A 25,409-nucleotide genomic window follows, 5' to 3' on the forward strand; every position below is an offset into this window, starting at 1 on the left:
GCGCCCACCGCCCCGCGCGTGCTCAGCGGGCGGCGCCGGTCCAGGTGTGGGCGACGTCGATCACGAGACGCCCGTCGAGCTGCTGCACGCGGAACGGCAGCCGTCCGCGCACCCCGAGGCCGAGCTGCGTGTCGCCCTCGAAGCTGCCGGCGAACCGCGCGTCGCGGAACGTGCGGTACCCGGTGAGGTCGACGCCCGGCAGGGGACGTCCGGCGCGCGCGGGGTAGGTGGCGCCGCCCGTCCCGGGGTCGTACGCGGGCGCGGTGACGCGCACCTCGAGGACCGCGCCGCCGGAGACGGGGATGTGCCGTCCCGAGCCGTCCTGGTGGAGCCGGTCGACGTAGCGGACGGAGTATCCGAGGTCGCCGCGCGCGGCGCCGGGCACGTCGACGACCATCCGGTCGTAGCAGTCGTGCCGGCCGGTGCGGACGTTCCGCACGGACTCGGCGGTGGCGGCGCCGGCCGCCTTGTCGCCGCTGCCCCAGCCGGTGGGGCAGGCCGTGGCCGCGGCGGGCGCGGCGGGCGGGGCGGCCACGGCCGGAACCGCCGCCGTCGCCAGCGTGGCGCCGAGCAGCACCACCGTCGCGCAGATTGTTCTTGATTGAATCATTTCGGCCCCCTGGGACGCCATCGTTCTGGTATCGGGTGAGACGACCGGGATGACCCGATGGTTGCGGTACGTTCGGCCGGTCGCCGTACCGGCGCGCATGGCACATGCTGGTGGGGAGCGGACGAACGTCCCGTTCCATGTGCACCGGGAGGGCGCTACATGGGTGGTGCAGCCGCCGCACCGCGCGGGAAGCGGCCGGCGGGCGTGCCAGCGCCCGACGCGGAGGAGAGCCGGACCCTGCGCGGCGAGAACCGTGTCGAGGACGCGCTCGCGGACGCCGTGGTGACGGCCGTGCAGAACACCGGCGGGTACGGCGGGGCGGTCTACCTCCGGTCGCGGGACCGCAGGTCACTGGTGCTGTGCGTGATGTCCGGCGTACCCCGCTCGCTGCTCAAGCCGTGGTGGCGGATCCCGGTGAGCGGCACGCTGCCGATGTGCGAGGCGTTCCGCAGCGGCGAAACCCTCTATCTGCCCGACGACCGGGCGACGATGCTGCGCTTCCCACAGTTCACGGCGGCCCTGCCGTACTCGTTCGCGCACGCCTACCACCCGGTGCGGGTCGGCGGGGAGACGGTGGGCGTCCTCGCGGTGCTGCACTCCTCCGCCCAGGAGCCGGCCGGCGAGCGGGAGGTGCGCGAGGCGCTGCGCCTGGCCGGGCTGGACATGGAGGAGCGCCTCGCCGGGTTCGCGCGCGGGCTGCCGGGCCGCACGGACGCGGACGCGCTGTCGTACGGCATCGAGTACGACGACCAGCCGGTCAGTGTGCGGCTGCCGACGCCGCCCGCGCAGGCGGTCGCGGTCGGGATGATCGAGTGGGACCTGGACAGCGACCGCTGGTCGGGCGACGACGACGCGCTGGAACTGCTGGGGGTGTCCCGCGAGGAGTTCGACGGCACCATGGCCGCGGTCGAGGTGCGGGTGACACCGGACGACCTGTACGAACTGCGGGCGGCGCGCCGGGAGGCCGAGGACACCGGGCAGATCCGGGGCCGGCACTTCCGGGTGCTGGACGAGTCGCAGGACGACAGCGAGACGGTCCACTACCGGCCGGTGGAGCTGTGGGGACACGTGGTGCGGGCGGGCGACACCGAACGGCTGCTGGTGGGCGCCCTGGTGGACGTGGCGGGCGGGGTCACCGCGGCGGAGGCGGCCGAGCGGCTGCCCGACGGGCTGTTCTCGCTGGACCAGGACGGCAGGGTCATCTACGCCAACCGCCGCTGCCAGGACCTGCTCGGCTGCGATCTGGAGCGGCTGCTGGGCCACCACCCCTGGCAGGTGCTGACCTGGCTGCGCGACCCGGCGTACGAGGACCGCTACCGGGCGGCGATGCTGACGCAGCAGCCGGTGTCGTACCTGGTGCACGACCCGGACGGCGTGTGGCTGGGCTTCGTGCTCTACCCGGGCGCGCACGGGCTGACCGGCCGGGTCTTCCGCACGGCCGCCCCCGCCGGGGCGGAGCCGGGACGGCCGCTGACGCCCGCCGCGGAGCAGCCGGCGGTGCCGCCGACCGGGCTGGTCACCACGGCCCGCGCGGGGGCGCTCTACCACGTGGTGCAGATGGCGAGCGTGCTCACCGAGTCCGTCACCGTCCAGGACGTGTGCCGGGCCGTGTCCGAGCAGCTCCTGCCCGCGTTCGGGGCGCAGGAGGTCGCCCTGTACACCGTGCGCGACGGGCGGATGTACCTGCTGTGGGAGGACGGCTATCCGCAGCACTTCCTCGATCCGTTCGAGGGGGTGCCGCTGGAGGCGGAGCTGCCCGGGGTGCACGCGCTGACCGCGCGCCTGCCGCTGTTCTTCGAGTCGCCGGAGGAACTGGTCGGCGCGTACCCGAGGCTGGCGCTGGACCCCATGACGTCCTGGGCGTTCCTGCCGCTGATCGCCTCCGGGCACGCGATCGGCTCCTGCATACTCGGCTGGAACACCGCGCACCGCTTCACCGCCGAGGAGCGCAGCGCGCTGACCGCGCTGGCCGGGCTGGCCGCGCAGGCGATGGAGCGGGCGCGGCTGTACGACGCGGAGTCGGCGGTGGCGCGCGGGCTTCAGGAGGGGCTGCTCCCGCACCGGCTGCCCGCCATCGACCGGCTGCGCATCACGGCCCGCTATCTGCCCGGCACCAAGGGCATGGACATCGGCGGCGACTGGTACGACGTCATCCGGACGGGGAGCGGGGTGGCGCTGGTCATCGGGGACGTGGAGGGGCACAGCGTGGGCGCCGCGGCCGTCATGGGGCAGCTGCGCAGTGCGGTGCACGCCTTCGCCGCGAGCGGGCGGCCGCCGCAGGAGGTCATCACGCACACCAACCAGCTGCTCGTCGAGCTGGAGACCGACGTCTTCGCCACCTGCTGCTACATCGAGCTGGACCCGGCGACCGGGCACGCCCGGGCCGTGCGCGCGGGCCACCCGCCGCCGCTGCTGCGGCGCCCCGACGGGAGCACGGAGAGCCTGGAACTGGCGGGCGGTGTGCTGCTGGGGGTGCAGTCGGACGCCGACTACCCGGTCACCGAACTCACCTTGGAGCCGGGCAGCGTCCTGGCGCTCTACACCGACGGGCTGGTCGAGGTGCCCGGCAGCGACATCGCGACCGGCATCGACACGGTCCGCATGTGTCTGGGCGTCAGCCGGACCGACTCCATGGAGGAGCTGGCCGACCGGATGCTCGGTGCGGCCCGCCGCGCGGAGGACCGGCCGGACGACGTGGCGCTGCTGCTCACCGCGTACGACGCGGCGGAGCCCCGCTGACCCGCGCGGGCCGGGGCCGGCAGGGGTCGGACGCACGGGGCGGGCGCGCTCAGGCGCAGTACCGCACCAGCCACTCGTCGGAGTCGTAGGCGAAGCGGGCCGGGTCCGGCGCCACGGCGGGCCGCTCCTCGATCAGGTCCTCCACCCGGACGGGCTCCGGCAGGCTCCCGAAACGGGCGTGGCGGGCCCGGGCGGCCACGTCGTCGTCCTCCTGTGCGCGTACGGCGTCACGGCTCACGGCGCTTCCCCTCTCCGGCGGCCGGCGCTCCCCCCTCGGACAGCGCCGCGGCCTCGTGCGATCAAGTGTCACACACGGACGGCGTGACGGACCGGGGCGTGCGCGGTCCGGGGTCCGGCGGTCGGACGCGCCGGCCCGCCGGGCAGGTGAGCCCGCTCCCCCGGGCCGCCGCGCGGGGATGCCGGGGCGACCGCCCCGCCCTCTAATGGGCAGCAGGCGCCGGGATCCGCCCGGCCGGGCGGAGGAGAGCACGTCGATGCCGTCGACACGCGGTGGGGCGGGCGCCGGACCCCGGGCGGGTGTGCTGCGCCGGCTGGGCGAGTGGTGCGCGCGCCACTTCGTGGTGGTGATCGTCGCCTGGCTGGTCGCCCTGGTGGTGCTCCAGGTCGTCAGCCGGGCCGTCGGCGGCGCCTACTCGGACAACTTCACGCTCTCCGACTCCCAGTCGCAGAAGGGCGTCGAGGTCCTCCAGCGGCACGACCCGCAGGCCGGCGGCTACAGCAGCCAGATCGTCCTCCACGACGACCAGCGGCAACTGACCGCCCTCGGCTCGCAGACGTCCTCGACGGTCTCCGCCCTCGAACAACTCCCGCACGTCCTGTCCGCGCAGAACCCGCTGACCGCCGCGGGCTCGTCCTCCGGCTCGTCGCAGCCCGACGTGGGACCGCTGTCGTCCGACGGCAGGACCGCGTACATCACGGTGCGTTTCGACGTGCAGCCCTCGACGCTCGGCGACGGCTATCTGAGCGGGGTGAACGACGCCGTGCGCCCGCTGCGGGAGGCGGGCGCGCAGGTCGAGTACGGGGGTCCCCTGGGCGAGCTGGCCCGGCCCGCGCCGGACGACCGGATCAGCGAGCTGATCGGCTTCGGGGTCGCCGTCGTGGTGCTGCTGATCGGGTTCGGCAGCGTGCTCGCCGCCGTCATGCCGTTGCTGACCGCGCTGATCGCGGTGGTCGCCGGGCTGGCCGTGCTCGGGCTGCTGGCCGTGGCCACCACGTTCGCCACCGTCTCCCCGACCCTCGCCACGATGATCGGTCTGGGCGTCGGCATCGACTACGCGCTGTTCCTGATCACCCGTCACCGGCAGGACCTGATGAACGGCACGGACCCGGTGCGGGCGGCCGGGCACGCCACGTCCACCAGCGGCCGGGCGGTGCTGGTCTCCGGCTGCACGGTGATCGTCGCCCTGGCCGGACTGTCCGCGTCCGGCGTGTCGTTCATCGCCAAGCTGGGACTGGCCGCCGCCGTCACGGTGGTCTCCGCCGTCCTCGGCGCGCTGACCCTGGTGCCGGCGCTGCTGGGGCTGGCCGGCGGCCGGATCGACCGCTGGCGGGTGCGCGGGACCGTGGCGGAGACCGGCGCCGGGCCGGGAGCCGAACCGCACGGCGCCTGGCACCGGTACGCGCAGCGGGTGGCGCGCCGGCCGTGGACGTTCCTGACGGCGGGCGTCGCCGTGATCGCCGTGCTGGCGATCCCGGTGTTCTCCATCCAGCTCGGTCACATCGGCGACGGCGCGGACCCCACCTCGTTCACCGACCGGCGCGCCTACGACCTGATGACCGACGCGTTCGGGCCGGGCTCCAACGGCCCGCTCACCGTGGTCGTCGACCAGTCCTCCGTGCCGCAGTCGCAGCGCTCCTCCCTCGCCTCGCAGGCGCAGCAGACGCTGGACGGCGTCGAGGGGGCGGCCGTGGTCACGCCGCTGACGCCCACGCAGGACGGCGACGTGCTGGTGGGCACGGTGTACTCCACGGCGAGCCCGCAGAGCGCCACCACCACCGACCTGGCCAACCGCCTGGTGGACGACACGCTGCCTCAGGCGGTGCGCGGCACGGACGCCTCGACGTACGTCACCGGCACGACGGCCGCGCAGGTCGACTTCCGCGACCTGGTCGCCGAACGGCTGCCGTGGATCATCGCCGTGGTCGTCGCCCTGGCGTTCCTGATCATCCTCGCGGTGTTCCGCGGCCTGCTCGTCGCGGTGAAGGCGGCCGTGCTCAACGTTCTGTCCATCACGGCCTCGTACGGCGTGGTCGTCGCGGTGTTCCAGTGGGGCTGGGGCGGTCCGGCGCTGGGGGTGTCGGGCACGGTGCCGATCGAGAGCTACGTGCCCATGATGATGTTCGCGATCGTCTTCGGCCTCAGCATGGACTACGAGATCTTCCTGCTCTCCCGCGTCCACGAGGCCTGGCGGCGCACCCGGGACGCGCGGGCCTCGGTGGCGCACGCCCTGGAGATCACCGCGCGGGTCATCACCTGCGCCGCGCTGATCATGGTCAGCGTGTTCGCGGCGTTCGTGGTCAGCGACAACGTGGTGGTGAAGATGCTGGGCCTGGGCCTGGCGGTCAGCGTCCTGATCGACGCGACGGTGGTACGGCTGCTGCTGGTGCCGGCGGTGATGACGCTGCTGGGCGCGCACGCCTGGTGGACACCGCGCCGCCTGGACCGCCTGCTGCCGCACATCGACGCGGAGGGCGAGGACGCGGGCGAGAGCACGAGCACGGCGGCGGACCGCTGAACGCGCCCGGCGTCCGGTCCGGCACGCACAAGGGCGGCAGGGCCCCGAAGGGTCCTGCCGCCCGGTGTGTCGGGTGTGACCGTCAGGCGTTGCGCCGCACGCTGCGGAGCACGAAGAAGCCGAAGATCACCAGCACTCCGCCGATGGCGGCCGGCCACAGCTGCGCGCCGGTCTCGGCGAGGCTGCCGCTGCCGCCCTGGGCCTGGGCGCTGTTCTCGAGCTCGGGGAGGCTGCCGGGCACCTGGGAGGCCTGCGCCGCCTGGCCGCCGTCGTCGCCGTTGCCCTCGTCCTGGCCGCCGCCCTGGTCGCCGTTGTCCTGACCACCGGCGTCGGCCGGCTCCGAGACCTTCACGTCCGGCTGGGCCGTGGCCTGGTCGTCCGCGGGCTGCTCGGTCGCCGGGGGCTGCTCCTGGCCGCCGTCCTGACCGCCCTGGTCGCCGCCCTGGTTGCCGCCCTGGTCGGCGTCGTCCTGACCGCCGCCCTGATTGTCACCACCCTGGTTGCCGTCGTCCTGGCCGCCGTTGTCGCCCTGGCCCGGGTCGTCGGGCGTGGCGGAGGGCTGCTCGGCGCCGTTGTCGCCGCCGGCGTCGTCACCGCCGTTGTCGCCGCCGCCGTTGCCGTTGTCACCACCGGCGTTGCCGTCGTCTCCGCCGTTGTCACCACCGGCGTTGCCGTCGTCTCCGCCGTTGCCGTTGTCGCCGCCGTTGTCGCCGCCGCCGTTGTCGCCGCCGGCGCCGCACTCACGGCCCTCGTTGATGCACGCGACCATCTCGTTCATCAGGTCTTCCTCGAAGACGTTGATGAAGTCGCCGTGGTCCGTGATCGGCTTGTGCAGCTGCTCGGGGAAGGAGTCCACCGCGAACAGCGGGACCGTCTTGCCGCCGTCCTCCAGGCTCGGCGCGTCGACGTCGTACACGATGCGCTGGACGAGCTGCGGGATCGGCTGGAAGCCGGCCGGGCAGTTGCCCTCGGCGTCCGTGAACGCCATGTGCGTACGGTGGTTGGCGCTGTCGATGTTGCGGCCGTCCCAGCAGCTCTGGAAGGCGAACGAGCGCACCACGTCACTGCCCTCGGGGCAGAGCGGGTACTTGTCCTTCAGCTGCCGGTCCTCGAAACCGGTGCAGCTCCAGGAGGCGTTGGCGTTGGCCGGGCCGTTGACGAAGGACTTGGCGTCGCCGGTGATGATGCGCAGCAGCCGGGGCATGGCCGTGACCTTGCCCTTCGGGTTGCCGACGAAGGTCAGCGTGACGTCCTTCGGGGTGACGATCTCACCGGCGTTGCCCTCGATGCCGCCGCCCGGGGACTGGGCGTCGCGCTCCTCGGTGCCGTTCTGGAGGCGCAGCACCGGCCAGTAGTAGGAGGACTTGTCGCGCTGGTCCGCGCAGCTGGTCTCAGCCTTCGTCAGCTCGTCGTCGCTGACGAAGGCGTTGGTGGCCTGGTTGCCGATGTAGTCGTGGAAGTGGTGGGCGCCGTTGCTCACGCCGGGCGCGGCGATGACGTTGTCCGAGTTGAACACGCCGTTCGCGTTGACGCCGCAGTCACTGACGAAGGTGCCGGTGGAGGCGTCCCCCGACGGCTGCGGCTTGTTGACGTTGGGCTGGACGCTCTCGATGGAGACGTAGTCGCCGGCCACCGGGCCGTTGCCCGCCTGGCCGCCGTTGCCGCCCTGGTCCTGGCCGCCGTCCTGGCCGCCCTGGTCGCCGCCCTGCTGGTCGCCGCCGTCCTGCTGGCCGTCGCCCTGCTGCTGGCCGTCGCCGTTCTGCTGGTCCTGGCCGTCGCCGGCCTGGTCACCGCCGTCGCCGCCCTCCTCGGGGGCGGGGGCGTTGCCGGAGTCGCGCACCGCACAGGCGGCGAGGTCGTCGAAGCCCTGCGGCAGTTCGCCGCCGGCCTTCTCGACGGCGGCCCCGATACGGCCCAGCACGGCGGCCCGCTTGTCCTTCAGCGGTCCGGCGATGGCGTTCTCGGCGAAGCCGGGGTCCTGGCGGATCGCGTCGGCCGACTCGCCGATCCGCTTGTACGCCTCGGCGATCTGGGCGTCCAGGTTGGCGAGTTCCTTGTCCACCTCCGCGCGGGCCTGGTCGGGCACCGCGGTGAGCTGGGTGGCCACGTCGGGGCAGTCGACGGTGGCGGCGCCCGACAGGACCTGCGCGTCCGTCGTCCCGCCGTCCGTGGCGGAAGCGTAGACGTTGGCCGCCATCATGCCGCCGCCGCCGAGGATCAAGGCGAAAGCGGCGAGTGTCGCGCGCTGTTTGGGGCGTCTGCGTGTGTTGCGTGCCAAGGCAGTACTCCTACGCTTCTGTCGCGGGGGACGGGCATTCGATTCCCACGCGTCATACGCAGGCGGACCGCGTCGTGTTCAACCGGCTCACAACTTCTTCCGGAAATCTCGGCAACCGCACGCCACTTGGGACGCACACGGCCCTCGCCGGACAGGGGCGTCCGGCGAGGGCCCGGAGGGCGATCGCGTGACGTCTTCGCCGGTCGGGGCGGGTCAGGCTTGGCCGCCTTGGCCGGTCCCGCTCAGCCGAAGTCCACGTCGCTGCACAGGAAGTACGACTGGTCCGAGTGCGAGGCCTGCCAGATCGTGTAGACGACGTGGTGGCCGGTCAGGCCGGACGTGCTCACCGGGATCGCGTAGTCGCCGGCCGGGGCGTAGGAGCCGGTGCGGGTCAGCAGCTGGAGGTCGTCCCAGCGCAGCCGCTGGGTGGTGGGGTCGAAGCCCTGCCTGGTCACGTAGACGAGGAAGTAGTCGGCGCCGTGGCGGGCCTGGTCGTACAGGTTGACGGTGAAGCTGCTCCCCACCCTCGTCTTCTTCCAGGCGCCGGGTGTGTCCATGGAGCGGTAGCGGCCGTTCTCGGTGTTGCCGCCGCTGCACAGCGTGCCGTCGGGGACGACCGCGCGGAAGTCGCCGGCCGAGCCGTCACGGTAGAGGCCGTTCCAGTTCCACATGGCGTTGGGGTTGTCCTGCCAGGCCTGCCAGCACATCGGGTCCTGCTGGGCCATCGCCGGGTTCTGGAAGTCGCTCCCCCACCGCTGCCAGCAGCCGTAGTTGCGGGACGCGGGGTCCACCACGGAGCCGTGGGCGTGTGCCGTGCCGCTCCAGGGGACAAGGCAGAGCAGCGCGGCGACGACGGCGCTCAGGACGAGCGCGAGCCGGGGCCGGCCCCGCAGCAGGTCTCGCGATAACAGAGCATGCGCATGCCAACTCATGGGTTCCTTCTTTCCGCCGTGGGGGTCATGGAGTGCGGGCGCGCGCACCTGCCGCACGCCCGGTGGGAGCGCTCCCAGGGGAAATCTGCCTCCGGACGACGGAAGGGGCAACCCTTCGATCCCGCCACTTCCGTCACCCGGTGGCGTGTTCGACACGTTCGACGGCGGAAGTCGGACGGACCTTGTCAGAGGCGGTCGAGAGCGCCCGTCGCGCGGCCGAGGCAGACGACCGAGGCGTCCATCGGCACGCCCTCGATCTCCTCGAAGCCCAACCGGTCGTAGAAGGCGCGGGCGGGCTTGTTGGCGACCGCCATCACCAGGTGCACGGCCGGGACCCCGCGCCCCGCCAGGGCCGCGAGCAGGGTGCGCATCAGCTGCCGCCCGTGACCGCACCCCTGCCATTCGGGCAGCAGGTCGATGTGCAGATGGGCGGGCCAGGGGGCGAGTTCCGGCACGACCATCCGCTCGGGGTGGTGCAGCAGCCAGGCGATCGTCTCGTCCGGGGTGGCCGGCGGGCCGGACGGCTCGGGGTGGCGCTCGGCGACCAGCGGGAGCCACTCGGCGCGGAACCGCTCGGCGAACCGGGCGGTGTCGGCGGCGCCGACCACGTAGCCGACCGCGTTCCCCCGCCCGTCGTCCAGCACGAAGGCCAGCTCGGGCTCCAGATGCGCGTAGGGGGCGGCGAAGGCGGCGGTGAAGACGGAGGGGTCGGCGTAGTGGGGGCGGCTGTCCTGGCCGTTGTGGGCGGTGCGGACGCAGATGTCGTCGAGGGCCGCACGGTCCTCGGGGCGGTACGGACGGACGGCGGGAGACTCGGCCATGACCGACATCCTGCACTCATGGGAGCGCTCCCACAAGCCCCTGGTGTCCGGCCCCGCTCACCCGTGCGCCCGGGCGTGACATGGCGGACCGGGGGCACCCGGTGGCCATGAAGCTGCATATCCCGGGCCGGGACGACCGGCCGGCACACCAGGACGCGCCGGACGAGTCCGCATCCTCGCGGGGGGCCGGGCAGCCGGCGCAGGAGCCGGGCCCGAGCGACGCGGTGGAGCGCGCGGCGCCGGACAGCCCGGCCAAGCTGCCCAAGGGCGCCTGGAAGGCCGCCCTGAAGGGCAGTGTGCGGGAGTTCAAGGACGACGAACTCACCGACCGCGCCGCCGCCCTGACGTACTACGGGGTGCTGGCGCTGTTCCCGGCGCTGCTGGCGCTGGTCTCGATCCTCGGCCTCACCGGCAGATCGACCACGGACAAGGTGCTGGAGAACGTCCAGGAGCTCACCGCCCCGGGTGCGGCGCGGGACATCATCACCCAGGCGATCGAGCAGCTTCAGGGCGGCGCGGGCGTCGGTTCGCTTGTCGCGGTCGTCGGTCTGCTGCTCGCCGTCTGGTCGGCGTCCGGCTATGTGGCGGCGTTCATGCGCTCGGCGAACGCCGTGTACGACATGCCCGAGGGGCGCCCGGTGTGGAAGGTGCTGCCGGTCCGTGTCGGGGTGACGGTCGCACTGCTGCTGATGGCCGGGATCAGCGCGCTGATCGTGGTCTTCACCGGCGGTCTGGCCCGTCAGGCGGGCGATCTGCTGGGGCTGGGCGACACGGCCCTCACGGTCTGGTCGATCGCCAAGTGGCCGGTGCTGGTCCTGCTGGTGACGGTCATGATCGCGCTGCTGTACTGGGCCGCCCCGAACGCCAAGGTCAAGGGGTTCCGCTGGGTCACCCCGGGCAGTTTCCTGGCCCTGCTGATCTGGCTGGCCGCCTCCGCCGGGTTCGCCGTCTACGTCGCCAACTTCGGCTCGTACAACAAGACGTACGGCACGATGGCCGGTGTCATCATCTTCCTGATCTGGCTGTGGATCACCAATCTGGCGATCCTGCTCGGGCTGGAGTTCGACGCGGAGATCGCCCGGCAGCGGGCCATCGCCGGCGGGCATCCGCCGGAGGAGGAGCCGTACACGCAGCCGCGTGACACCCGCGCCTGGGACGAGCAGGACCGGGAGAAGATGGACGGCGCCTGACGGGACGTGCGACGCGGGCCGCGGGCGTCGGTCTTGGCTGGCGTCGGTCTTGGCTGGCGTCGGTCCGGCCGGGCGGGGCCCGGCGGGCGTCAGTCCGCCAGCCCCGCCGCGAGGGTGGCGCCCAGTTCCCAGCAGCGCTCCAGGGCGGCCTTGTCCGGCTCGCCCGTGACGGTCACCGCCTCGGCGGCGCGGCGCCAGCCGAGGCCGGTGGTGACCGACTCGATCCCCCGCACGGCGCCGGTGACGTCGTTGCCGCCGTGCACGTAGTACCCGAAGGGCCTGCCCTTCGTGGCGTCCAGGCAGGGGTAGTAGACCTGGTCGAAGAAGTGCTTGAGCGCGCCCGACATGTAGCCGAGGTTGGCGGGGGTGCCGAGCAGGAAGCCGTCGGCGTGCAGGACGTCGGCGGCGGTCGCGGACAGCGCGGCGCGGCGCACCACCTTCACGCCCTCGATCTCCGGGGCGGTGGCGCCGGAGACGACGGCCTCGAACATCGCCTGGCAGTTCGGCGAGGGCGTGTGGTGGACGATCAGCAGGGTCGGCACAGGCACGACCCTGCCGTGCCGGCCGCCGCGCCCGCAAGCCGGGATCCCTCCGTGTGCCGTTGTGACGGCGGCACACGAGTGGCACGATGCCCGGCATCGGCGACTGGGAAGCGAGGCGGTGGCGTGGGCGACGAGGTGCACGGGTCCCCGGCGGCGGACGTGTTCGACGCGCTGGGCGTCGACTACGAGAAGGCCTTCGCGTCCTCCACGGCGCACCGGGCGTCGCTGGCCTGGCTGCTCGAACGGCTCTCCCCCGGCAGCGCCGTGCTGGACGTGGGCAGCGGCACCGGACGGCCCACGGCCGCCACGCTGGCCGGCGCGGGGCACCGGGTGCTGGGCGTCGACGTGTCCCCCGTGATGGTGGAGATCGCCTCCCGGCAGGTGCCCGAGGCGGAGTTCCGGTGCGACGACGTCCGGCGGATGGCGCTCCCGGAAGGCTCGTACGACGCGGTCTGCGTGTACTTCTCGCTGCTCCAGATGGCCCGGGAGGAGCAGCGGGAGCTGGTGGGCCGGCTGACGGCCGCGCTCAGGCCGGGCGGCCTGCTGGTGCTGGCCACCGTGCCGCTGGACGTGGAGGAGTTCGACGGGGTCTTCATGGGACAGCCGGTGCGGGTCACCAGCTTCGCCGCGCAGGACGTCCACGCCCTGGTGCGGGAGGCGGGGCTGGAGGTGGAGTGGGAGGAGAGCACGATGTTCACCCCGAGCCATCCGGCGGCCCGCCCGGAGCCGCAGCTGTTCCTGCACTGCCGGCGCGGCGAGGCGGCCTGACGACCCGGCTGCCCGGCTGCTGCCCGGCTGCCCGGGTTGTCACGACACGGACCGGGTCTCCCCCTGGGCCGCCTGGAGGTCCGCGAGGAGTTCGGCCTGGCCGGTGAGGACGCCGGACAGGATGGTGCGCGCGACCCGCAGCAGCTCCGCCACATGCGGGTCGGTCAGCGAGTAGTAGACGGTCGAGCCCTCCTTGCGGCCGACGACCAGGTTGGCGCGGCGCAGCACCGCCAGCTGCTGGGAGAGGTGCGCGGGCTCGATGCCCACGTGGGGCAGCATCTCGCCGACCGAGTGCTCGCGTTCGCTGAGCAGCTCCAGCACCCGGATGCGGGCGGGATGGCCCAGCGTCTTGAAGAACTCGGCCTTCAGCTGGTACAGCGGCGTGGTCATCGTGCCGTCCCCTTTCCGGCGCGGCAGCGGTACGGCCCGTTCACCCGGTCCTCGGTCCCTCGCCTCGTCTGTGCGTCGCCATCGGCCTCGACAGTTTCCGACATTAGCAATTCGTCAGGTGCCCGGCCCTGTCCCGGCCGTCCCTGGCCCGTGAGGTGCCCGGCGCGTGCCCGGTTCACAGCGGGAGCGTGATCCAGACGCTCTTCCCCGGGCCGTCGGCGTCGCCCCGGACGACCGCGGTGCCGCCCAGGGCGTGGGTGAGCTCCAGGACCGTGGCCAGCCCGCCGGGGCCGGTGGCGTGCCCTCCGGTGAGGTCGGGGCGCTGGGGGTGGCGGTCGTGCACGGCGAGCACCAGGCAGTCGGGGCCCGCCGCGTAGTACACGGTGGTCTGCGGGGACAGGGCGGCGGCGTGGCGGACGGTGTTGGCGACCAGTTCGCCGAGGATCAGCAGGGCCGGTCCGACCGCCGGGTGCCGCTCGTCGATCCCCCACTCCGCCAGGGCCCGCTCGGCGGTCTCGCGGGCGACGCGCACGGCGCCGGGGCCGGTGGGCACGGTGAGCACGTGCCGGTGCGGCAGCGCGGCCTGCGGGGTCGCGGACCTCACCGCGCGTCACCGGTGGGCACGGGCGCCGCCGCGGCCGGGGCGCCGCCGGTGCGCAGCACCCCGTCGCGCTCCAGGTGCGCGCGGGCCGCCTCGATCGCCTCGGGGGTGGTGGCGTACTCCCGGCCCTCGTGGCGCAGCAGGTCGAGGACGCCGACGGAGTCGAGGGCGCGGCGCTGGCCGGGGCGGACGCCGGAGACCATGACGACGATGCCGCGCCGCCGCAGCTTGGTCACCGCGTCCTTGAGGACCAGCGCCCCGGTGGCGTCGACGACGCTGACGTGGGACATCCGCAGGATGACCACGCGGACCTCGGCCAGCTCGGTGAGCTCCAGCAGGAAGCGGTGGGCGGCGGCGAAGAACAGCGGGCCGTCGATGCGGTAGGCGACGATGTGCTGCGCGAGCAGCTCGTGCTCCTCGTCGGTGTGGTCGCCGCGGTCGAGCGGCAGCGGGGCGAGCCGGGCCTGCCGGGCGACCGCGCGCAGGGCGAGCACGCCGGCGACGACCAGGCCGATGATCACCGCCTGGACGAGGTCGAGGACGAGCGTGGCGACGGCCGTGAGGACGAGGATCACCGCGTCGGAGCGGGTGGCCCGGGTCATCGCCCGCAGCGAGCCCACCTCCACCATGCGCACCGCGGTCGCCAGCAGCACCCCGGCGAGGGCGGCCAGCGGGATCCGCGACACGAGCGGGGCGGCGGCGAAGACGATCACGGCGAGTACTGCGGCGTGGGTGAGGGAGGCCAGTCGCGAGGTGGCGCCGGTGCGGACGTTGACGGCGGTGCGGGCGATCGCGCCGGTGGCGGGGACGCCGCCGAACAGCGGGGCGGCGATGTTGGCGAGCCCCTGGCCGAACAGCTCCCGGTCGGGGTCGTGCCGCTGTCCGACGGTCATGCCGTCGGCGACGGAGGCGGACAGCAGCGACTCCAGCGCGGCGAGCGCCGCGACCGCGAGGGCGGGGGCGAGCAGACTGCCCATGGCGCCGGCGTCCAGGAACGACAGGGAGGGCGCGGGCAGCCCGGCCGGCAGGTCGCCGATGGGCCGTACGCCGTCGAGTCCCGTGGTCTCGACGACGACGGTGGCCGCGATCACGGCGAGGACGGAGAAGGGGACGGTGGGCTTCCAGCGCGCGCCCGCCAGCATCACGGCCGCGACGGCGGCGGCCAGCGCGGGCGCGGTCCACTGCGGGTCGCGGGCGAACTCCCGCGCCGCGTGCCAGGCGACGGTCAGGACGCGTTCGCCGTCCGGCTGGGCCACGCCGAGGGCGTTGGGGATCTGCTGGAGCCCGATCACGCAGGCGATGCCGAGGGTGAAGCCCTCCACGACGGGCGCGGGCACGTAGCGCATGCTGCCGCCGGCCCGCAGCAGGGCCAGGCCGACGAGGATGACGCCCGCCATCAGTCCGACAGTGAGGACGCCGGCGGGTCCGTGGTCGGCGACGATCGGCACGAGGACCACGGTCATCGCGCCGGTGGGTCCGGACACCTGGAGGTTGGAGCCGCCGAACACGGCCGCGAGGGCGCCGGCGACCACAGCGGTGGCCAGTCCGGCCTCCGCGCCGAGACCGGAGGAGACCCCGAAGCCGAGGGCGAGCGGCAGCGCGACGACCGCGACGGTCAGCCCGGCCAGCAGGTCCCGGCGGGGACGGCGGCGGGCCTGGCGGAGGTCGGCGCGGGCGGGGAGCAGCGAGGTGATGCGGGACCGGAACCCGGCCGGTGACAGCGGTACGGACACAGCCCCTCTGCTTCGTTCACGACGACATGACGAGGCAAGCATGTAGTGACTTGCGAAAATTTGCAATTCAGCAGATCACTGCGTCGGATCGGGACGCTGTGTGGTTGAGGGATCGGGACGCTGTGTGGTTGAGGGTGGCTTCGGCGGGGCTCAGCCGGTCATCCGCTTGCGCCACATCGGCTCGACCTGGCGCCATTCCTCCTCCCACCGGTCCAGGCGCCGCAGCCGGAGCCGGGCCCGGGCGGCCCATCCGCAGAGCAGCACGATGCCCCCGGTGACGACGGCGACCGTGATGCCGGCCATGGCGATCTGGAAATGCGCCTCGGCGCCCGCGGGCGGCGCGGACACGAGGCGGCCGGCCTCGTCGTTGTGGACGGTGACCTCGGCGCCCTTCTTGCTGCCCACGGGGACCTCGGCCCGTCCGGTGTGGCGGGTGCCGTCGGGTGCGGTCCAGCGCACCTCGGCCCAGACGCCGCTGCCGCCGTTCTCCGACTCCAGCGCGGGGGCCGCGTCGCGTGCGTCCTCGACCAGCACGGCCGGGACCGGGCGGGTGCGCTCGCGGCGGTCGTCGAGGGACGCGCCCACCCCGCCGGCCGCCGCGAGTCCGGCGAACCCCGAGAGGACCAGGGCGAGGACGGCCGTGGCGATCAGCAGCCAGGCCTCGGCGATGTCGCTGCGGCGGCACAGCGGGTTGTCCCGCCATCGCCACCAGGGCACCCTGGGCCTCGCGCCATGCGTCGTCGCCATGGGAGGTCACCTCCTCGCGCGGGTGCCGTCCGCGCCACCACCTCCAGGGTGGCCCGTTCTCCCCCGTCCCGCACGGGCGGAACGGGCCTTTTCGCGAAACGGGTCCTTATCCGGACCGTCGGGCGATTTCGCCCGGACCGGTGGGTCAGCCGGCCGTCGGACGCACCGGGACGACCTCGTGCTGCGGGACGCCGAGGACGACCTTGAGCGCACCCGTCTCGGCGGCGCCCGCGAAGACGTCGTACGCCTCCTGCATCTGGTCCAGGGGGAAGGCGTGGGAGACCAGACCGCGGGTGGGCAGCCGGCCGGCGGCGGCCATCCGCAGCAGCGTGGGGGTGGAATGCGTGTCGACGAGGCCGGTGGTGATGGTGACGTTCCTGATCCAGAGGTCCTCTAGGTGCAGCGTGGCGGGCGCGCCGTGCACGCCGATGTTGGCGACGTGCCCTCCGGGGCGCACCACCCGGGTGCACAGTTCGAAGGTCTCCGGGCGGCCGACCGCCTCGATCACCACGTCCGCGCCGAGTTCCCCGGTGAGATCCTCGACCAGCTGCTCGGGGCCCTCGCTCGCGTCGGCCACCGCGTCGGCGCCGAACTCCTTGGCCGCCTGGAGCCGGGACGCCGCCAGGTCCACCGCGACGACGCGTTCCGGGCCGAACAGCTGGGCCGCGGCGATCGCGGCCAGCCCGACCGGTCCGGCGCCGACCACGACGACGGTGTCCCCGGGCCGTACCCGGCCGTTGAGCACGCCCACCTCGTAGGCGGTGGGGAAGATGTCCGCCAGCAGCACCGCGTCCTCGTCGGCGAGGCCGCCGGGCAGCGGGTACACCGACAGGTCGGCGAACGGCACCCGCACGTACTCGGCCTGCGTGCCGTCGACGAGGTGCCCGAGGATCCAGCCCCCGCCGCCCCGGCACTGCCCGTACACGCCCTCGCGGCAGAAGCGGCAGCGGCCGCACGCGGTGATGCAGGAGACCAGGACCCGGTCGCCGGGCCGTACGGTGCGGACGTCGGCGCCGGTCTCGACCACCTCGCCGACCGCCTCGTGTCCGAGGACGGTCCCGGGGCGCACCTCGGGCACGTCGCCCTTGAGGATGTGCAGGTCCGTCCCGCAGATGGTGACGGCGTCGACGCGGACGATGACGTCGCCGGGCTCCCGGATCTCCGGATCGGGAACCTCCTCCCAGGCGGACTGCCCGGGGCCGTGGAAGACGTAACCCTTCATGCCGATCCTCACCCTTCTCGCTGAGCGGCGGGCTCGACGCCGGGCGCGCGCGCCCGCCTGCGTCGGCGGAGCCGGGGTCTCCGGAACCGCCCTGCACTTCCAGTGTGTGCGCGGTGTGCCCGTTTCGCCGCCACGGGCGGGGTGAGGTGCGGGCACCCTCCGTGACGGCGCCCGCGCGTGCGGTGGGCGGGTCCGGCAACGTCGGGCGGGGGCCTGCCCCCGGGCCGGGCACGGCCGGGCCACTGCGCCCCGCCGCCGGCACACGGCCCCGCCGCCCCCGCGGCCACCCGACACCCCCACGTCCCCGGGCGGCGTCGCCCCGACGAGCGAGCCCGTGCCCGAGGACGCGGCCGGGACGGGCCTGCGGTGCTCGTGCCGGGCTGGGCCTGTCCGACGGGCATCGCTCCTCCGAGGCCCGGAACGGCCGGGTCACCGCGCTCCGCCGTCAGCGCCGTGTGGTCCGCGGCCGGTGGGCGGGGGGGTTTTCGCCAGGCCGACAGCACCGCGATCGAAGCCCGGGCCTGCGGCCCGGCCGGAAACGGGGTCGGATCGCCCGCCGGGACGCCGGTTCGCCTGGACCGAGACGGCCGAGGCAGCCAGGGTGCCGATCCCGCCGGCGGAACCGCGCGGCCCACAGCCGACGCGGCCGCCCCACACCGACGCGCCTGCAACCGCCGAACCAGCGGCCTCGCGCCGAGGGCCGGGCCTGCGGCCGGGTCGAGTTGGCCGGCGTCAGGCCCGGTGAGCGGTCCGGGGCGAGCCGGGCCGATGGCGCCCCGGACCGGGCCGATGCCCGTACCTTCGCGCTCCCGCGCTCAACAGCCGCCGCGCGCGGTCCCCCGCCCCACCGCCGCGGAGAACCGGCCCCGCAACCGCCCCCACCGGCACCGAGAGGGCGTTGCGGCTCGAAGCCGTGGACGCCCCTCAGGCGACCGGCCGGGCGATCCCCGTGTGCAGGAGGTCGCGGGTGTGGCGGGCGGAGTCGGACAGGCGGAGGGTGAGGCGGGTGGCGAGGGCGTAGAGGTGGTGGACGGCCGGGAGGCGTTCCAGGCGGGGGCGAGGGCGGAGAGGGTGATGGCGAGGGCGATGCCGGTCCAGGCGAGAGGGCCCAGGGGGACGCAGCCGAAGAAGTGGCTGACGCCGGGCGTCTGCACCAGGGCGGCGAGGACCGCGGCGGAGCCCAGCGCGGTCACCCACACCAGGGTGCTGTGGCGGCGTCCGGAGAGGGTCTGCACCAGCTGTGCGCCGACCACCCCGCACAGGGCCATGGTCGTGGAGCGGCGCTCGGTGCCGGGGGTGTACCGGCCGATCAGGTACGCGGTGACGGCGCCCAGGCAGGTGGTGACGCCGCGCCGCCGGATGGAGCGCAGCAGCGGCGTGCCGAGCACGTCGAGACCCATGGGGCCGGTCGCGGCGTGCGCGGCGGTGGACGGGTCGGAGCTCGGCGTCACGGCGACCGCCATGGCCGGGAACATGTCGGTGAGCAGGTTGACCAGGAGCAGCTGGCGGGTCGACAGCGGGGAGGAGCCGGCGAGCAGGGTGCCCAGGACGCTGAAGCCGACCTCGCCGGCGTTGCCGCCGATGAGGATGCTCACCGCGTCGGCCACGCTGCGCCACAGCGCCCGGCCCTCGGCGAAGGCGTCCACCAGGACGGACAGGTCGCCGCCGGTGAGGACGATGTCGGCGGCGTTGCGGGCGGCCGCGGAGCCGCGGGCCTCGATGCCGACGCCCACGTCGGCGGCGCGGATGGCGGCGGCGTCGTTGGCGCCGTCGCCCGCCATCGCGACGACCCGGCCGGCCTGCTGGAGGGCCTCCACGACGTGCAGCTTCTGCTCGGGCGCGACGCGGGCGACGACCCCGGCGCCGTGCAGGGCGCGGACGCGTTCGGTGCGGCCCATGGCGACCAGGTCGTCCCCGGTGACCACCTCGGTCTCCTCGGGCCAGCCCAGTTGCAGGGCGATGGCGCGGGCGGTCTCCGGGTGGTCGCCGGTGAGCATGACGGGCAGGATGCCGGACTTGCGCAGCGCGGTGAGGAGTTCCTGGGAGGTGTCGCGGGGCACGTCGGCGAGGGCGACGAACCCGACGAGCTCCAGTCCGGAGAGGCCGGCCTGGACCTCGGCGTCCGGGTCGGAGCCGGCGTACCGGCGCCGGGCGACGGCGAGGACGCGCAGGCCCTGCCCGGCGAGGGTGTGGGCGGCTCCGGCCGCCTCCTCGGGCAGGTCCGCGCACGCGGGCAGCACGGTCTCGGGGGCGCCCTTGACGACGAGGTACGCGCCGTCCTCGCCGTCCCTGCCGACGGCGGCCGCGTAGCCGCGGCTGGCCTCGAAGGCCAGTTCGCCGTGGGGAGTCCAGGACTCGTCCGGCGGGGCCGCGTCCAGCACCGCCTCGTCGGTGGCGTGCGCGACCTTGCGGCCCTCGGCGGTCTCCTCCTGGGGACAGGCGCGCGCCGCGAGCCGTACGACCGGCACGGCACGCCCGTCGTCCGGGGCTAGGACGGCGCCGTCGGCGGTGGCGACCCGCACCAGGCGGAGGCGGTTCTCGGTGAGGGTGCCGGTCTTGTCGAAGCAGACGGTGTCGACCCGGCCGAGCGCCTCCAGGGTGCGCGGGGTGCGTACCAGCACGCCCCGGCGGGACAGGCGGCGGGCGGCGGCCATCTGGGCGACGGTCGCGACCAGCGGGAGCCCTTCGGGGACGGCGGCCACGGCCACGGCGACCCCGCCGCTGACCGCGCGCCGCAGCGGGCTGCCGCGCAGCAGGGACAGGCCGGTCACCAGCGCGCCGCCGGTGAGGGTGACGGGCAGCGCCTTGCGGGTGAGCTCCTGGAGCCGGGCCTGCACACCGGCGGGCGGCGGGGTGCGGGAGGCGAGGGCGACGGCGCGGCCCGCCTCGGTGTGGTCGCCGGTGTCCACGACCAGTGCCTCGGCGCGGCCGGCCACCACGGTGGTGCCCTCGAAGACCATGCAGGTCCGCCGCGCCACCGGTGCGCCCGGTGTCGGTCCGACGTCCTTGGCCACGGGCAGCGACTCGCCGGTGAGCGAGGACTCGTCGACCTCGAGACCCTCGGCGCTCAGCAGCCGCGCGTCCGCCGGTACGACGTCTCCGGCGGCGAGGTCGATGCGGTCGCCCGGCCGCAGCCGCGTCGCGTCGACGGTGACGGTGCGGCCGGGGGTGAGGCGGCGGCGCGCGCGGGGCTGCTGGCGGGCGGCGAGCCGGGCGAGGGCCCGCTCGGCGCGCAGCCGCTGGAGGCCGCCGGCGACCGCGTTGAGGTCCATCGCGCCGACCACGAGCAGCGCGTCCACCAGCGAGCCGAGCAGCGCCGAGGCGACCGCGCCGGTGGCCAGGACCGGGGTGAGGGGGTCGTCGAGCTCGCGGCGGACCGCGCCGGCCGCGTCCCAGGTCCAGCGGGCGGGCGCGGCGGCGCCGGTGGCGGCGAGGCGCGCGGCACGCTGCCGGACGCGGGAGCCGAGCAGGGCGAGCCCGACCGGTTCGGCCTCGGTGCGGGCGTGCCGGAGGAGGGTGCGCGCCTCGTGGGGTTCGAGGGCGTGCCAGGGCACGTGCAGCCGGGGTTCGGGCGGGGTGGCGCGGGCCACGCGGACGGCCTCGGTCCAGCCGGTGAGCAGGGCGCCGGCGGCGGCGACGTTCACCGGGGCGTGCCGGGTGAGCCGCCGCCACACACGGCCGCCGGGGGTGCCGCCGCGGGCGACCATCAGGCCGGAGAGGGCGGCGCCCGCGCGGGCCAGGGTCTGCGAGCGGCGGCCGACGCGGCGGGCCGCGGGGATGGCGGTGAGGAGCCGCCAGACGTCCGCGAGCCCGCCGGGGGCGAGGGCGTCGGCGCCCCACGGGACGGCCGAGCGGCCGTCGGTGAGGGCGATCGCCACGTCTCCCGCGGGCAGCCCGTCGGCGACGTCCCGGTCCCCGCCGGCGGGCACCCGGGCCACGCTGACGACGATGTGCCCGTCCTGCTGGAGGGCGCGGACGGCGTCGCCGAACGGCAGGTCGGCGGGGGCGACCTCGTCGGCGAGGCGGGTGATGTCCTTCAGTTCGGAGCCGCCGGTGACGACGACGTGCAGCCCGGCCCGGCGGGCCGCGTCGAGCACCGCCTCGGCCCACGGGTGCACGGGGTCGTGGTACGGCGCGGGCTCCTCGTCCTCGGCCGGGGGCAGGCCGCGCAGCGCGTCGGCGTGCAGGACCAGCGAGTCGGCGATCTCCAGCTGGCGCAGCCGGTCCCCGCCGCGCACCAGCACGCCGGTGCGGGCGAGTTCGGTGCCGAGGACGGAGTTGAAGGCGGCGGGGCCGTAGCGCGCGGCCTTGGGCGAGCCGGCCAGGACGGCCTCGGCGGCCTCGCCGGTGTCGTGGGTGACGAGGAGCGTGGCGGCGGCCCCGGCCACGCTGCCGGTGCCGGCGTTGGCGGCGTACGCCTGCGCCGGGGTCACGCGCAGGGGCGGTCGGATGCCGGGCGCGGGCGGGACGCTGGTGCGCCGTTCGCGGCACACGTCGTCGTGGAGCGCCTCGAAGGCGGCGGCGCGGGCGGTCGCCTCGGTGAGCTGTCCGGCGCGCAGCAGCCCGTCGAGCAGCAGCGACACCGGGGACTGGGCGGCGCCGTGCGCGGCGGCGTTGGCGGCGGCGAGCAGCAGCTCCATGCCGCTGCCGCCGAGGCGTTCGCGCAGCCGGGCGCGGAAGCGGGGGTTCTCCCGCAGCAGGGTGACGAGGGCGGTGACCGCCTTGGGGCTGCGCGGCAGCCGCAGCGACCGGGCCGCCAGGGCGCCGGCCGCACCGGCGGCGTCCAGCAGCAGCGCGGCGGCGGCGACCCGCACCTCGCGCGGGTCGCCGGGGTGCGCGGGGTCGGCCTCGGGACCGGGGCCGGCGTCCTCGGTGAGCCCGAGGCGTTCGGCGGCGGCGACGGCACGCTCGGTCACGCGGTCGCCCGCCGCGTCGGTCACGGCCGTCACCACGAGCCGGGCGAGCCCTTCGTCCCAGTACGCGGCCACGACGTCGGGGTGTTCGAGCAGTTCGGCGGCGACCCGGCGGGCGAGGGGGCCGGCGGAGACGTCGGGGTGGCGCAGCGCGAGGTGCACACGGTGGCCGGCCCGCCAGTGGCGGTCGGCGCCGAGGGCGTTGCGGGCGACATGGGTGAGACGGCGCGTGGCGACGTGGACGGAGGCGACACCGTTGGCGGTGCCGCGGGCCGCGCCGGCGGCGGCTCCCGCCACGGCCCCGGCGAGGGGGGCGACGTCGAGCAGGGCGAGCATGCCGGATCCCGCGGCTCAGCCGTGGTCCCGGCCGCGGGCCGGCCGTCCGGTGCCGTCGTCGTGCCCGGTCGCCGCGGCGACCTTCCGCAGCGCGGACGCGGTCCCTTCGTCGCCCACCTTGGCGGGCTGCACGCGTGCCGCGGGCCGGCCGTCGGTGCGGTGCCGGGCGGGGGTGAGCCGGGCGCCGGGGCCGGTGTCGCGGTCCTCGCGGGGGTCACCGGGTCGGCCGCCCGCCGGGACCACGCCTTCGCGGGTCGCGGCGGCCCACGCCTCGTCCTCGGCGGAGGGGGCGCCCGGCGCTCCGTCGGCGGTGGCCCGTTCGTCCCGCGGCCTGGTCAGCCACGCGACCGCCGCGCCCGTGACGGCGACGGGCCACTCCACGAGGCCGGCGACGCCGAGGACGCCCGCGCCGGTGTAGACGGCGATGCGGCGGCCGCGGGGCGTCAGCGCGCCGAGGGTGCCGAGGGCGCTGCCGGCCGCCCGGCCGGCCTGTTCGGCGCCCGGCAGCCGCCGCAGGTGCGAGACGACGGCCCGCAGGGGCTGCGGAAGCTCCGGCGCTCGCGAGATGTCCTGCTCCATGTCGACCTCCACCACCGGACACACGTGTCCGCTTCAAGGACCTTTCGCCCATCGTCGGCCGGGAGCGGCCCGCGCGCCGCCCGGGTACGGCCGAAGCGGTTCCCCGTGCCCTCCCGCGCCGGCGTTTCGTGCGGATCGGCGCGGCTGAGACCGGCGTACCTCTGGACCGACCCGGGCGGGGTCCGGTGCGTGCGGCTGCAAGGCGCTGGAGGTATGGGGCGCGGGTGCCGGGCACCGTGACGCCGGGGTGATCCACAGGACAGGCCCTCGGGTCCGGGTCCGGGCCCGTGTCGGGACGGGCGCGCCGGGTACCAGGAACAGGCACACCAGGCGTCGCGAAGGGAGCGGTCATGACGGAGAACGGCGAGGACGCCGCCCGGACGCGGCGCCCGGGGACACCGGACCTCCGTCTGGCTTCCGAGGCCCCCGGGGAGGCGCCGCCCCTGGACGTGCGGGCCGAGGCGCCGCTCGGGCCCGCCGACGAGGCCGACCTGCCCCGGGACCGCAACCAGGCCATCCTGGAGGCGGCCAAGCAGGTGGGCGCGGTGCTGAAGCGGGGCGGGCACCTGTTCGCGCTGGCGGGCAGCGTCGCCGTGCACGCCCACGGCGGCAGCGGCAACCTCCAGCACGACGTGGACTTCTGCGTCCGCCCGGAGGACGCGGGCCCGGTCGCGGCCACGCTGCGGGACGCCGGGCTGACCGTCTACAGCCCGCCCGAGGACTGGCTGATCAAGGCCACCTGCTTCGGGCAGGACGTCGACATCATCTTCGAGCTGGCGCACCGCCCGGTCTCCACGGACATGCTGCGCCGCGCTGGGGAGCTCCCGGTGGAGTCGGTCCGTATGCCGGTCCTCGCGCCGACCGACCTGCTCACCGGTCTGATCGCCGCGTTCTCCGAGCACCACTGCGACTTCGGCGCCGTGCTGCCCATCGCCCGCGCCCTGCGCGAGAAGGTCGACTGGGAGCAGGTGCGGCGCGACTGCGGCGACGCGCCCATGCCGGCCGCCTTCTTCTTCCTGCTGGAGCGCCTGGACGTCATCCGACCCGCCCGTGGAAGGGAATCCCCATGAACACCCACGACGCAGGACCGGCGGGCGGCGCCCCGCCCGCGGGTCCCGAGTACCGCGTCGCCCACCTCCAGGACCGTCTGGCCTCCGGCGAGCTGGGCGAGCTCGGCGTGCACGCGGAGGTCCGCGGCGGGGCCGTCCTGGTCACCGGGACGGTGCCGTCCGCCCGCTGCCGCGACGACGTCCTGGCCGTGGTGCGCGAGGAGCTCGGCGGGCTGGACGTGCACACGGACGTCGTCGTCAGCGAGTCCTCGTCGCCCGACCACGCGGAGGAGCTGTCATGATCCGGGTCGCCGCGGTCGGGGACATCCACATGGGGCCCGACACCCGGGGCGTGCTGCGCCCCGCCTTCGACACCCTGCCCGACTGCGCCGACCTGCTGCTGCTGGCCGGCGACCTCACCCGGCACGGCACCACGGACGAGGCGCGGGTGGTCGCCGACGAGATCCGCGGCCTCGGCGTGCCGGTGGTCGCGGTGCTGGGCAACCACGACCACCACGACGACCGGCAGGACGAGGTGTCCGGTCTGCTGCGGGACGCGGGCGCGCACGTCCTGGAGGGCGAGGCGACGGTCCTGTCCGTCGGGGACGCGCGGGTCGGCGTGGCCGGCACGAAGGGGTTCGGCGGCGGGTTCGTCGGGGCGAGCGCCGGCGAGTTCGGCGAGCCGGTGATGAAGGAGTTCGTGCGGGTCTCCCGCCGCTGCGCCGACGGTCTGCGGACGGCGCTGGAGCGGCTGGCGGAGGAGGACTGCGACGTGCGGATCGCCCTCACCCACTACTCCCCCGTGCCGGAGACGCTGGCCGGTGAGCCGCCGGAGATCTACCCGTTCCTGGGGAGTTATCTGCTGGCGGAGGCGATCGACACGGCCGGCGCCGACCTCGCCGTGCACGGGCACGCGCACGCCGGCAGCGAGCACGGCATGACCACCGGCGGCGTCAAGGTGCGCAACGTCGCCCAGCCGGTCATCGGGCGGGCCTTCCACGTGTACCACCTGCCGCTGCGCGAGCGGGTGGGGGCGCACGCGGGGACGTCCGCCGGCTGATCCGCCCGCCCGGATCCCCGCGTCCCCGAAGCGCCGCCGGTCCTGCCGGCGGCGCTTCGCTGTGCGCCCTCCCCGTACCGCCTGTGGTGTGAACGCCCCGCACGGCACGCGTCTGACGACCATTTCGTCTGCTTAGCATGCAG

General features: G+C 75.1%; 20 protein-coding genes. 7 read left to right on the top strand and 13 right to left on the bottom strand.

What is annotated here, in order from left to right:
• Positions 1-22: 22 nt before the first annotated feature.
• On the bottom strand, positions 23-610 hold the full coding sequence (locus ACFOSY_RS06480; RefSeq protein ID WP_394305747.1) for an AMIN-like domain-containing (lipo)protein: 588 nt from the start codon (positions 608-610) through the stop codon (positions 23-25).
• 159 nt (positions 611-769) lie between these two features.
• Here ACFOSY_RS06480 and ACFOSY_RS06485 point away from each other — a divergent pair, with 159 nt between their 5' ends.
• The gene (locus ACFOSY_RS06485; RefSeq protein ID WP_394305748.1) at positions 770-3,349 is read left to right on the top strand and encodes a SpoIIE family protein phosphatase; all 2,580 of its coding nucleotides are present in this window, start codon (positions 770-772) and stop codon (positions 3,347-3,349) included.
• 49 nt (positions 3,350-3,398) lie between these two features.
• Here the strand turns inward: ACFOSY_RS06485 and ACFOSY_RS06490 are convergent, their stop codons facing one another.
• Positions 3,399-3,587 (bottom strand): hypothetical protein, encoded by a 189-nt coding sequence (locus ACFOSY_RS06490; protein WP_394305749.1) that lies wholly within the window; start codon positions 3,585-3,587, stop codon positions 3,399-3,401.
• A gap of 256 nt (positions 3,588-3,843) precedes the next feature.
• Between ACFOSY_RS06490 and ACFOSY_RS06495 the strand changes: the two genes are divergently transcribed.
• Positions 3,844-6,105, top strand: coding sequence for an MMPL family transporter (locus tag ACFOSY_RS06495; RefSeq protein ID WP_394305750.1), 2,262 nt, complete (start codon positions 3,844-3,846; stop codon positions 6,103-6,105).
• Positions 6,106-6,187: 82 nt separating this feature from the next.
• Here the strand turns inward: ACFOSY_RS06495 and ACFOSY_RS06500 are convergent, their stop codons facing one another.
• The 3 genes from ACFOSY_RS06500 to ACFOSY_RS06510 all read right to left on the bottom strand — a co-directional run bounded on the left by ACFOSY_RS06500 (position 6,188) and on the right by ACFOSY_RS06510 (position 10,136).
• Positions 6,188-8,302 (bottom strand): DUF1996 domain-containing protein, encoded by a 2,115-nt coding sequence (locus ACFOSY_RS06500; RefSeq protein ID WP_394305797.1) that lies wholly within the window; start codon positions 8,300-8,302, stop codon positions 6,188-6,190.
• A gap of 323 nt (positions 8,303-8,625) precedes the next feature.
• Positions 8,626-9,315: a lytic polysaccharide monooxygenase auxiliary activity family 9 protein gene (locus ACFOSY_RS06505; RefSeq protein ID WP_394305751.1), complete on the bottom strand. Its 690-nt coding sequence runs from the start codon at positions 9,313-9,315 to the stop codon at positions 8,626-8,628.
• A 185-nt stretch (positions 9,316-9,500) separates the two neighbouring features.
• Positions 9,501-10,136: a GNAT family N-acetyltransferase gene (locus tag ACFOSY_RS06510; RefSeq protein WP_394305752.1), complete on the bottom strand. Its 636-nt coding sequence runs from the start codon at positions 10,134-10,136 to the stop codon at positions 9,501-9,503.
• 107 nt (positions 10,137-10,243) lie between these two features.
• On the opposite strand from ACFOSY_RS06510, the gene ACFOSY_RS06515 reads away from it, so the two are divergent.
• Positions 10,244-11,326 (top strand): YihY/virulence factor BrkB family protein, encoded by a 1,083-nt coding sequence (locus tag ACFOSY_RS06515; RefSeq protein ID WP_394305753.1) that lies wholly within the window; start codon positions 10,244-10,246, stop codon positions 11,324-11,326.
• An 89-nt stretch (positions 11,327-11,415) separates the two neighbouring features.
• On the opposite strand, the gene ACFOSY_RS06520 is transcribed toward ACFOSY_RS06515, so the two are convergent.
• On the bottom strand, positions 11,416-11,868 hold the full coding sequence (locus ACFOSY_RS06520) for a flavodoxin family protein (protein WP_394305798.1): 453 nt from the start codon (positions 11,866-11,868) through the stop codon (positions 11,416-11,418).
• 123 nt (positions 11,869-11,991) lie between these two features.
• Here ACFOSY_RS06520 and ACFOSY_RS06525 point away from each other — a divergent pair, with 123 nt between their 5' ends.
• Entirely contained in the window at positions 11,992-12,636 is a 645-nt protein-coding gene (locus tag ACFOSY_RS06525) for a class I SAM-dependent methyltransferase (RefSeq protein ID WP_394305754.1), read from the top strand.
• 39 nt (positions 12,637-12,675) lie between these two features.
• On the opposite strand, the gene ACFOSY_RS06530 is transcribed toward ACFOSY_RS06525, so the two are convergent.
• The 7 genes from ACFOSY_RS06530 to ACFOSY_RS06560 all read right to left on the bottom strand — a co-directional run bounded on the left by ACFOSY_RS06530 (position 12,676) and on the right by ACFOSY_RS06560 (position 23,157).
• Positions 12,676-13,026: an ArsR/SmtB family transcription factor gene (locus ACFOSY_RS06530; RefSeq protein WP_394305755.1), complete on the bottom strand. Its 351-nt coding sequence runs from the start codon at positions 13,024-13,026 to the stop codon at positions 12,676-12,678.
• Positions 13,027-13,201: 175 nt separating this feature from the next.
• On the bottom strand, positions 13,202-13,630 hold the full coding sequence (locus tag ACFOSY_RS06535; RefSeq protein WP_394305756.1) for an ATP-binding protein: 429 nt from the start codon (positions 13,628-13,630) through the stop codon (positions 13,202-13,204).
• Positions 13,627-15,360, bottom strand: a complete 1,734-nt coding sequence (locus ACFOSY_RS06540; protein ID WP_394305757.1) for a SulP family inorganic anion transporter — start codon at positions 15,358-15,360, stop codon at positions 13,627-13,629. The genes ACFOSY_RS06535 and ACFOSY_RS06540 overlap by 4 nt, the downstream gene beginning before the upstream one ends.
• 150 nt (positions 15,361-15,510) lie before the next feature.
• Positions 15,511-16,107, bottom strand: coding sequence for an Rv1733c family protein (locus tag ACFOSY_RS06545; RefSeq protein ID WP_394305758.1), 597 nt, complete (start codon positions 16,105-16,107; stop codon positions 15,511-15,513).
• Between the two features lie 145 nt (positions 16,108-16,252).
• Positions 16,253-17,329 carry an alcohol dehydrogenase catalytic domain-containing protein gene (locus ACFOSY_RS06550; protein ID WP_394305759.1) on the bottom strand — a complete coding sequence of 359 codons (1,077 nt, stop codon included), beginning with the start codon at positions 17,327-17,329 and terminating at the stop codon, positions 16,253-16,255.
• Positions 17,330-18,144: 815 nt separating this feature from the next.
• The gene (locus ACFOSY_RS06555; RefSeq protein ID WP_394305760.1) at positions 18,145-22,578 is read right to left on the bottom strand and encodes a cation-translocating P-type ATPase; all 4,434 of its coding nucleotides are present in this window, start codon (positions 22,576-22,578) and stop codon (positions 18,145-18,147) included.
• 15 nt (positions 22,579-22,593) lie between these two features.
• Positions 22,594-23,157 (bottom strand): hypothetical protein, encoded by a 564-nt coding sequence (locus tag ACFOSY_RS06560; RefSeq protein WP_394305761.1) that lies wholly within the window; start codon positions 23,155-23,157, stop codon positions 22,594-22,596.
• Between the two features lie 350 nt (positions 23,158-23,507).
• Between ACFOSY_RS06560 and ACFOSY_RS06565 the strand changes: the two genes are divergently transcribed.
• From ACFOSY_RS06565 to ACFOSY_RS06575, 3 genes are read left to right on the top strand one after another with little or no spacing between them, the layout of a single operon-like run.
• Positions 23,508-24,227, top strand: a complete 720-nt coding sequence (locus tag ACFOSY_RS06565; RefSeq protein ID WP_394305762.1) for a hypothetical protein — start codon at positions 23,508-23,510, stop codon at positions 24,225-24,227.
• Complete coding sequence (locus ACFOSY_RS06570; protein ID WP_394305763.1) at positions 24,224-24,508, top strand: BON domain-containing protein; 285 nt, start codon at positions 24,224-24,226, stop codon at positions 24,506-24,508. The genes ACFOSY_RS06565 and ACFOSY_RS06570 overlap by 4 nt, the downstream gene beginning before the upstream one ends.
• Positions 24,505-25,266, top strand: a complete 762-nt coding sequence (locus ACFOSY_RS06575) for a metallophosphoesterase family protein (RefSeq protein WP_394305764.1) — start codon at positions 24,505-24,507, stop codon at positions 25,264-25,266. Before ACFOSY_RS06570 ends, ACFOSY_RS06575 begins: the two co-directional genes overlap by 4 nt.
• Positions 25,267-25,409: the final 143 nt, after the last annotated feature.

Source organism: Streptomyces lusitanus (assembly GCF_042647945.1).
Classification (GTDB): domain Bacteria; phylum Actinomycetota; class Actinomycetes; order Streptomycetales; family Streptomycetaceae; genus Streptomyces; species Streptomyces pseudogriseolus.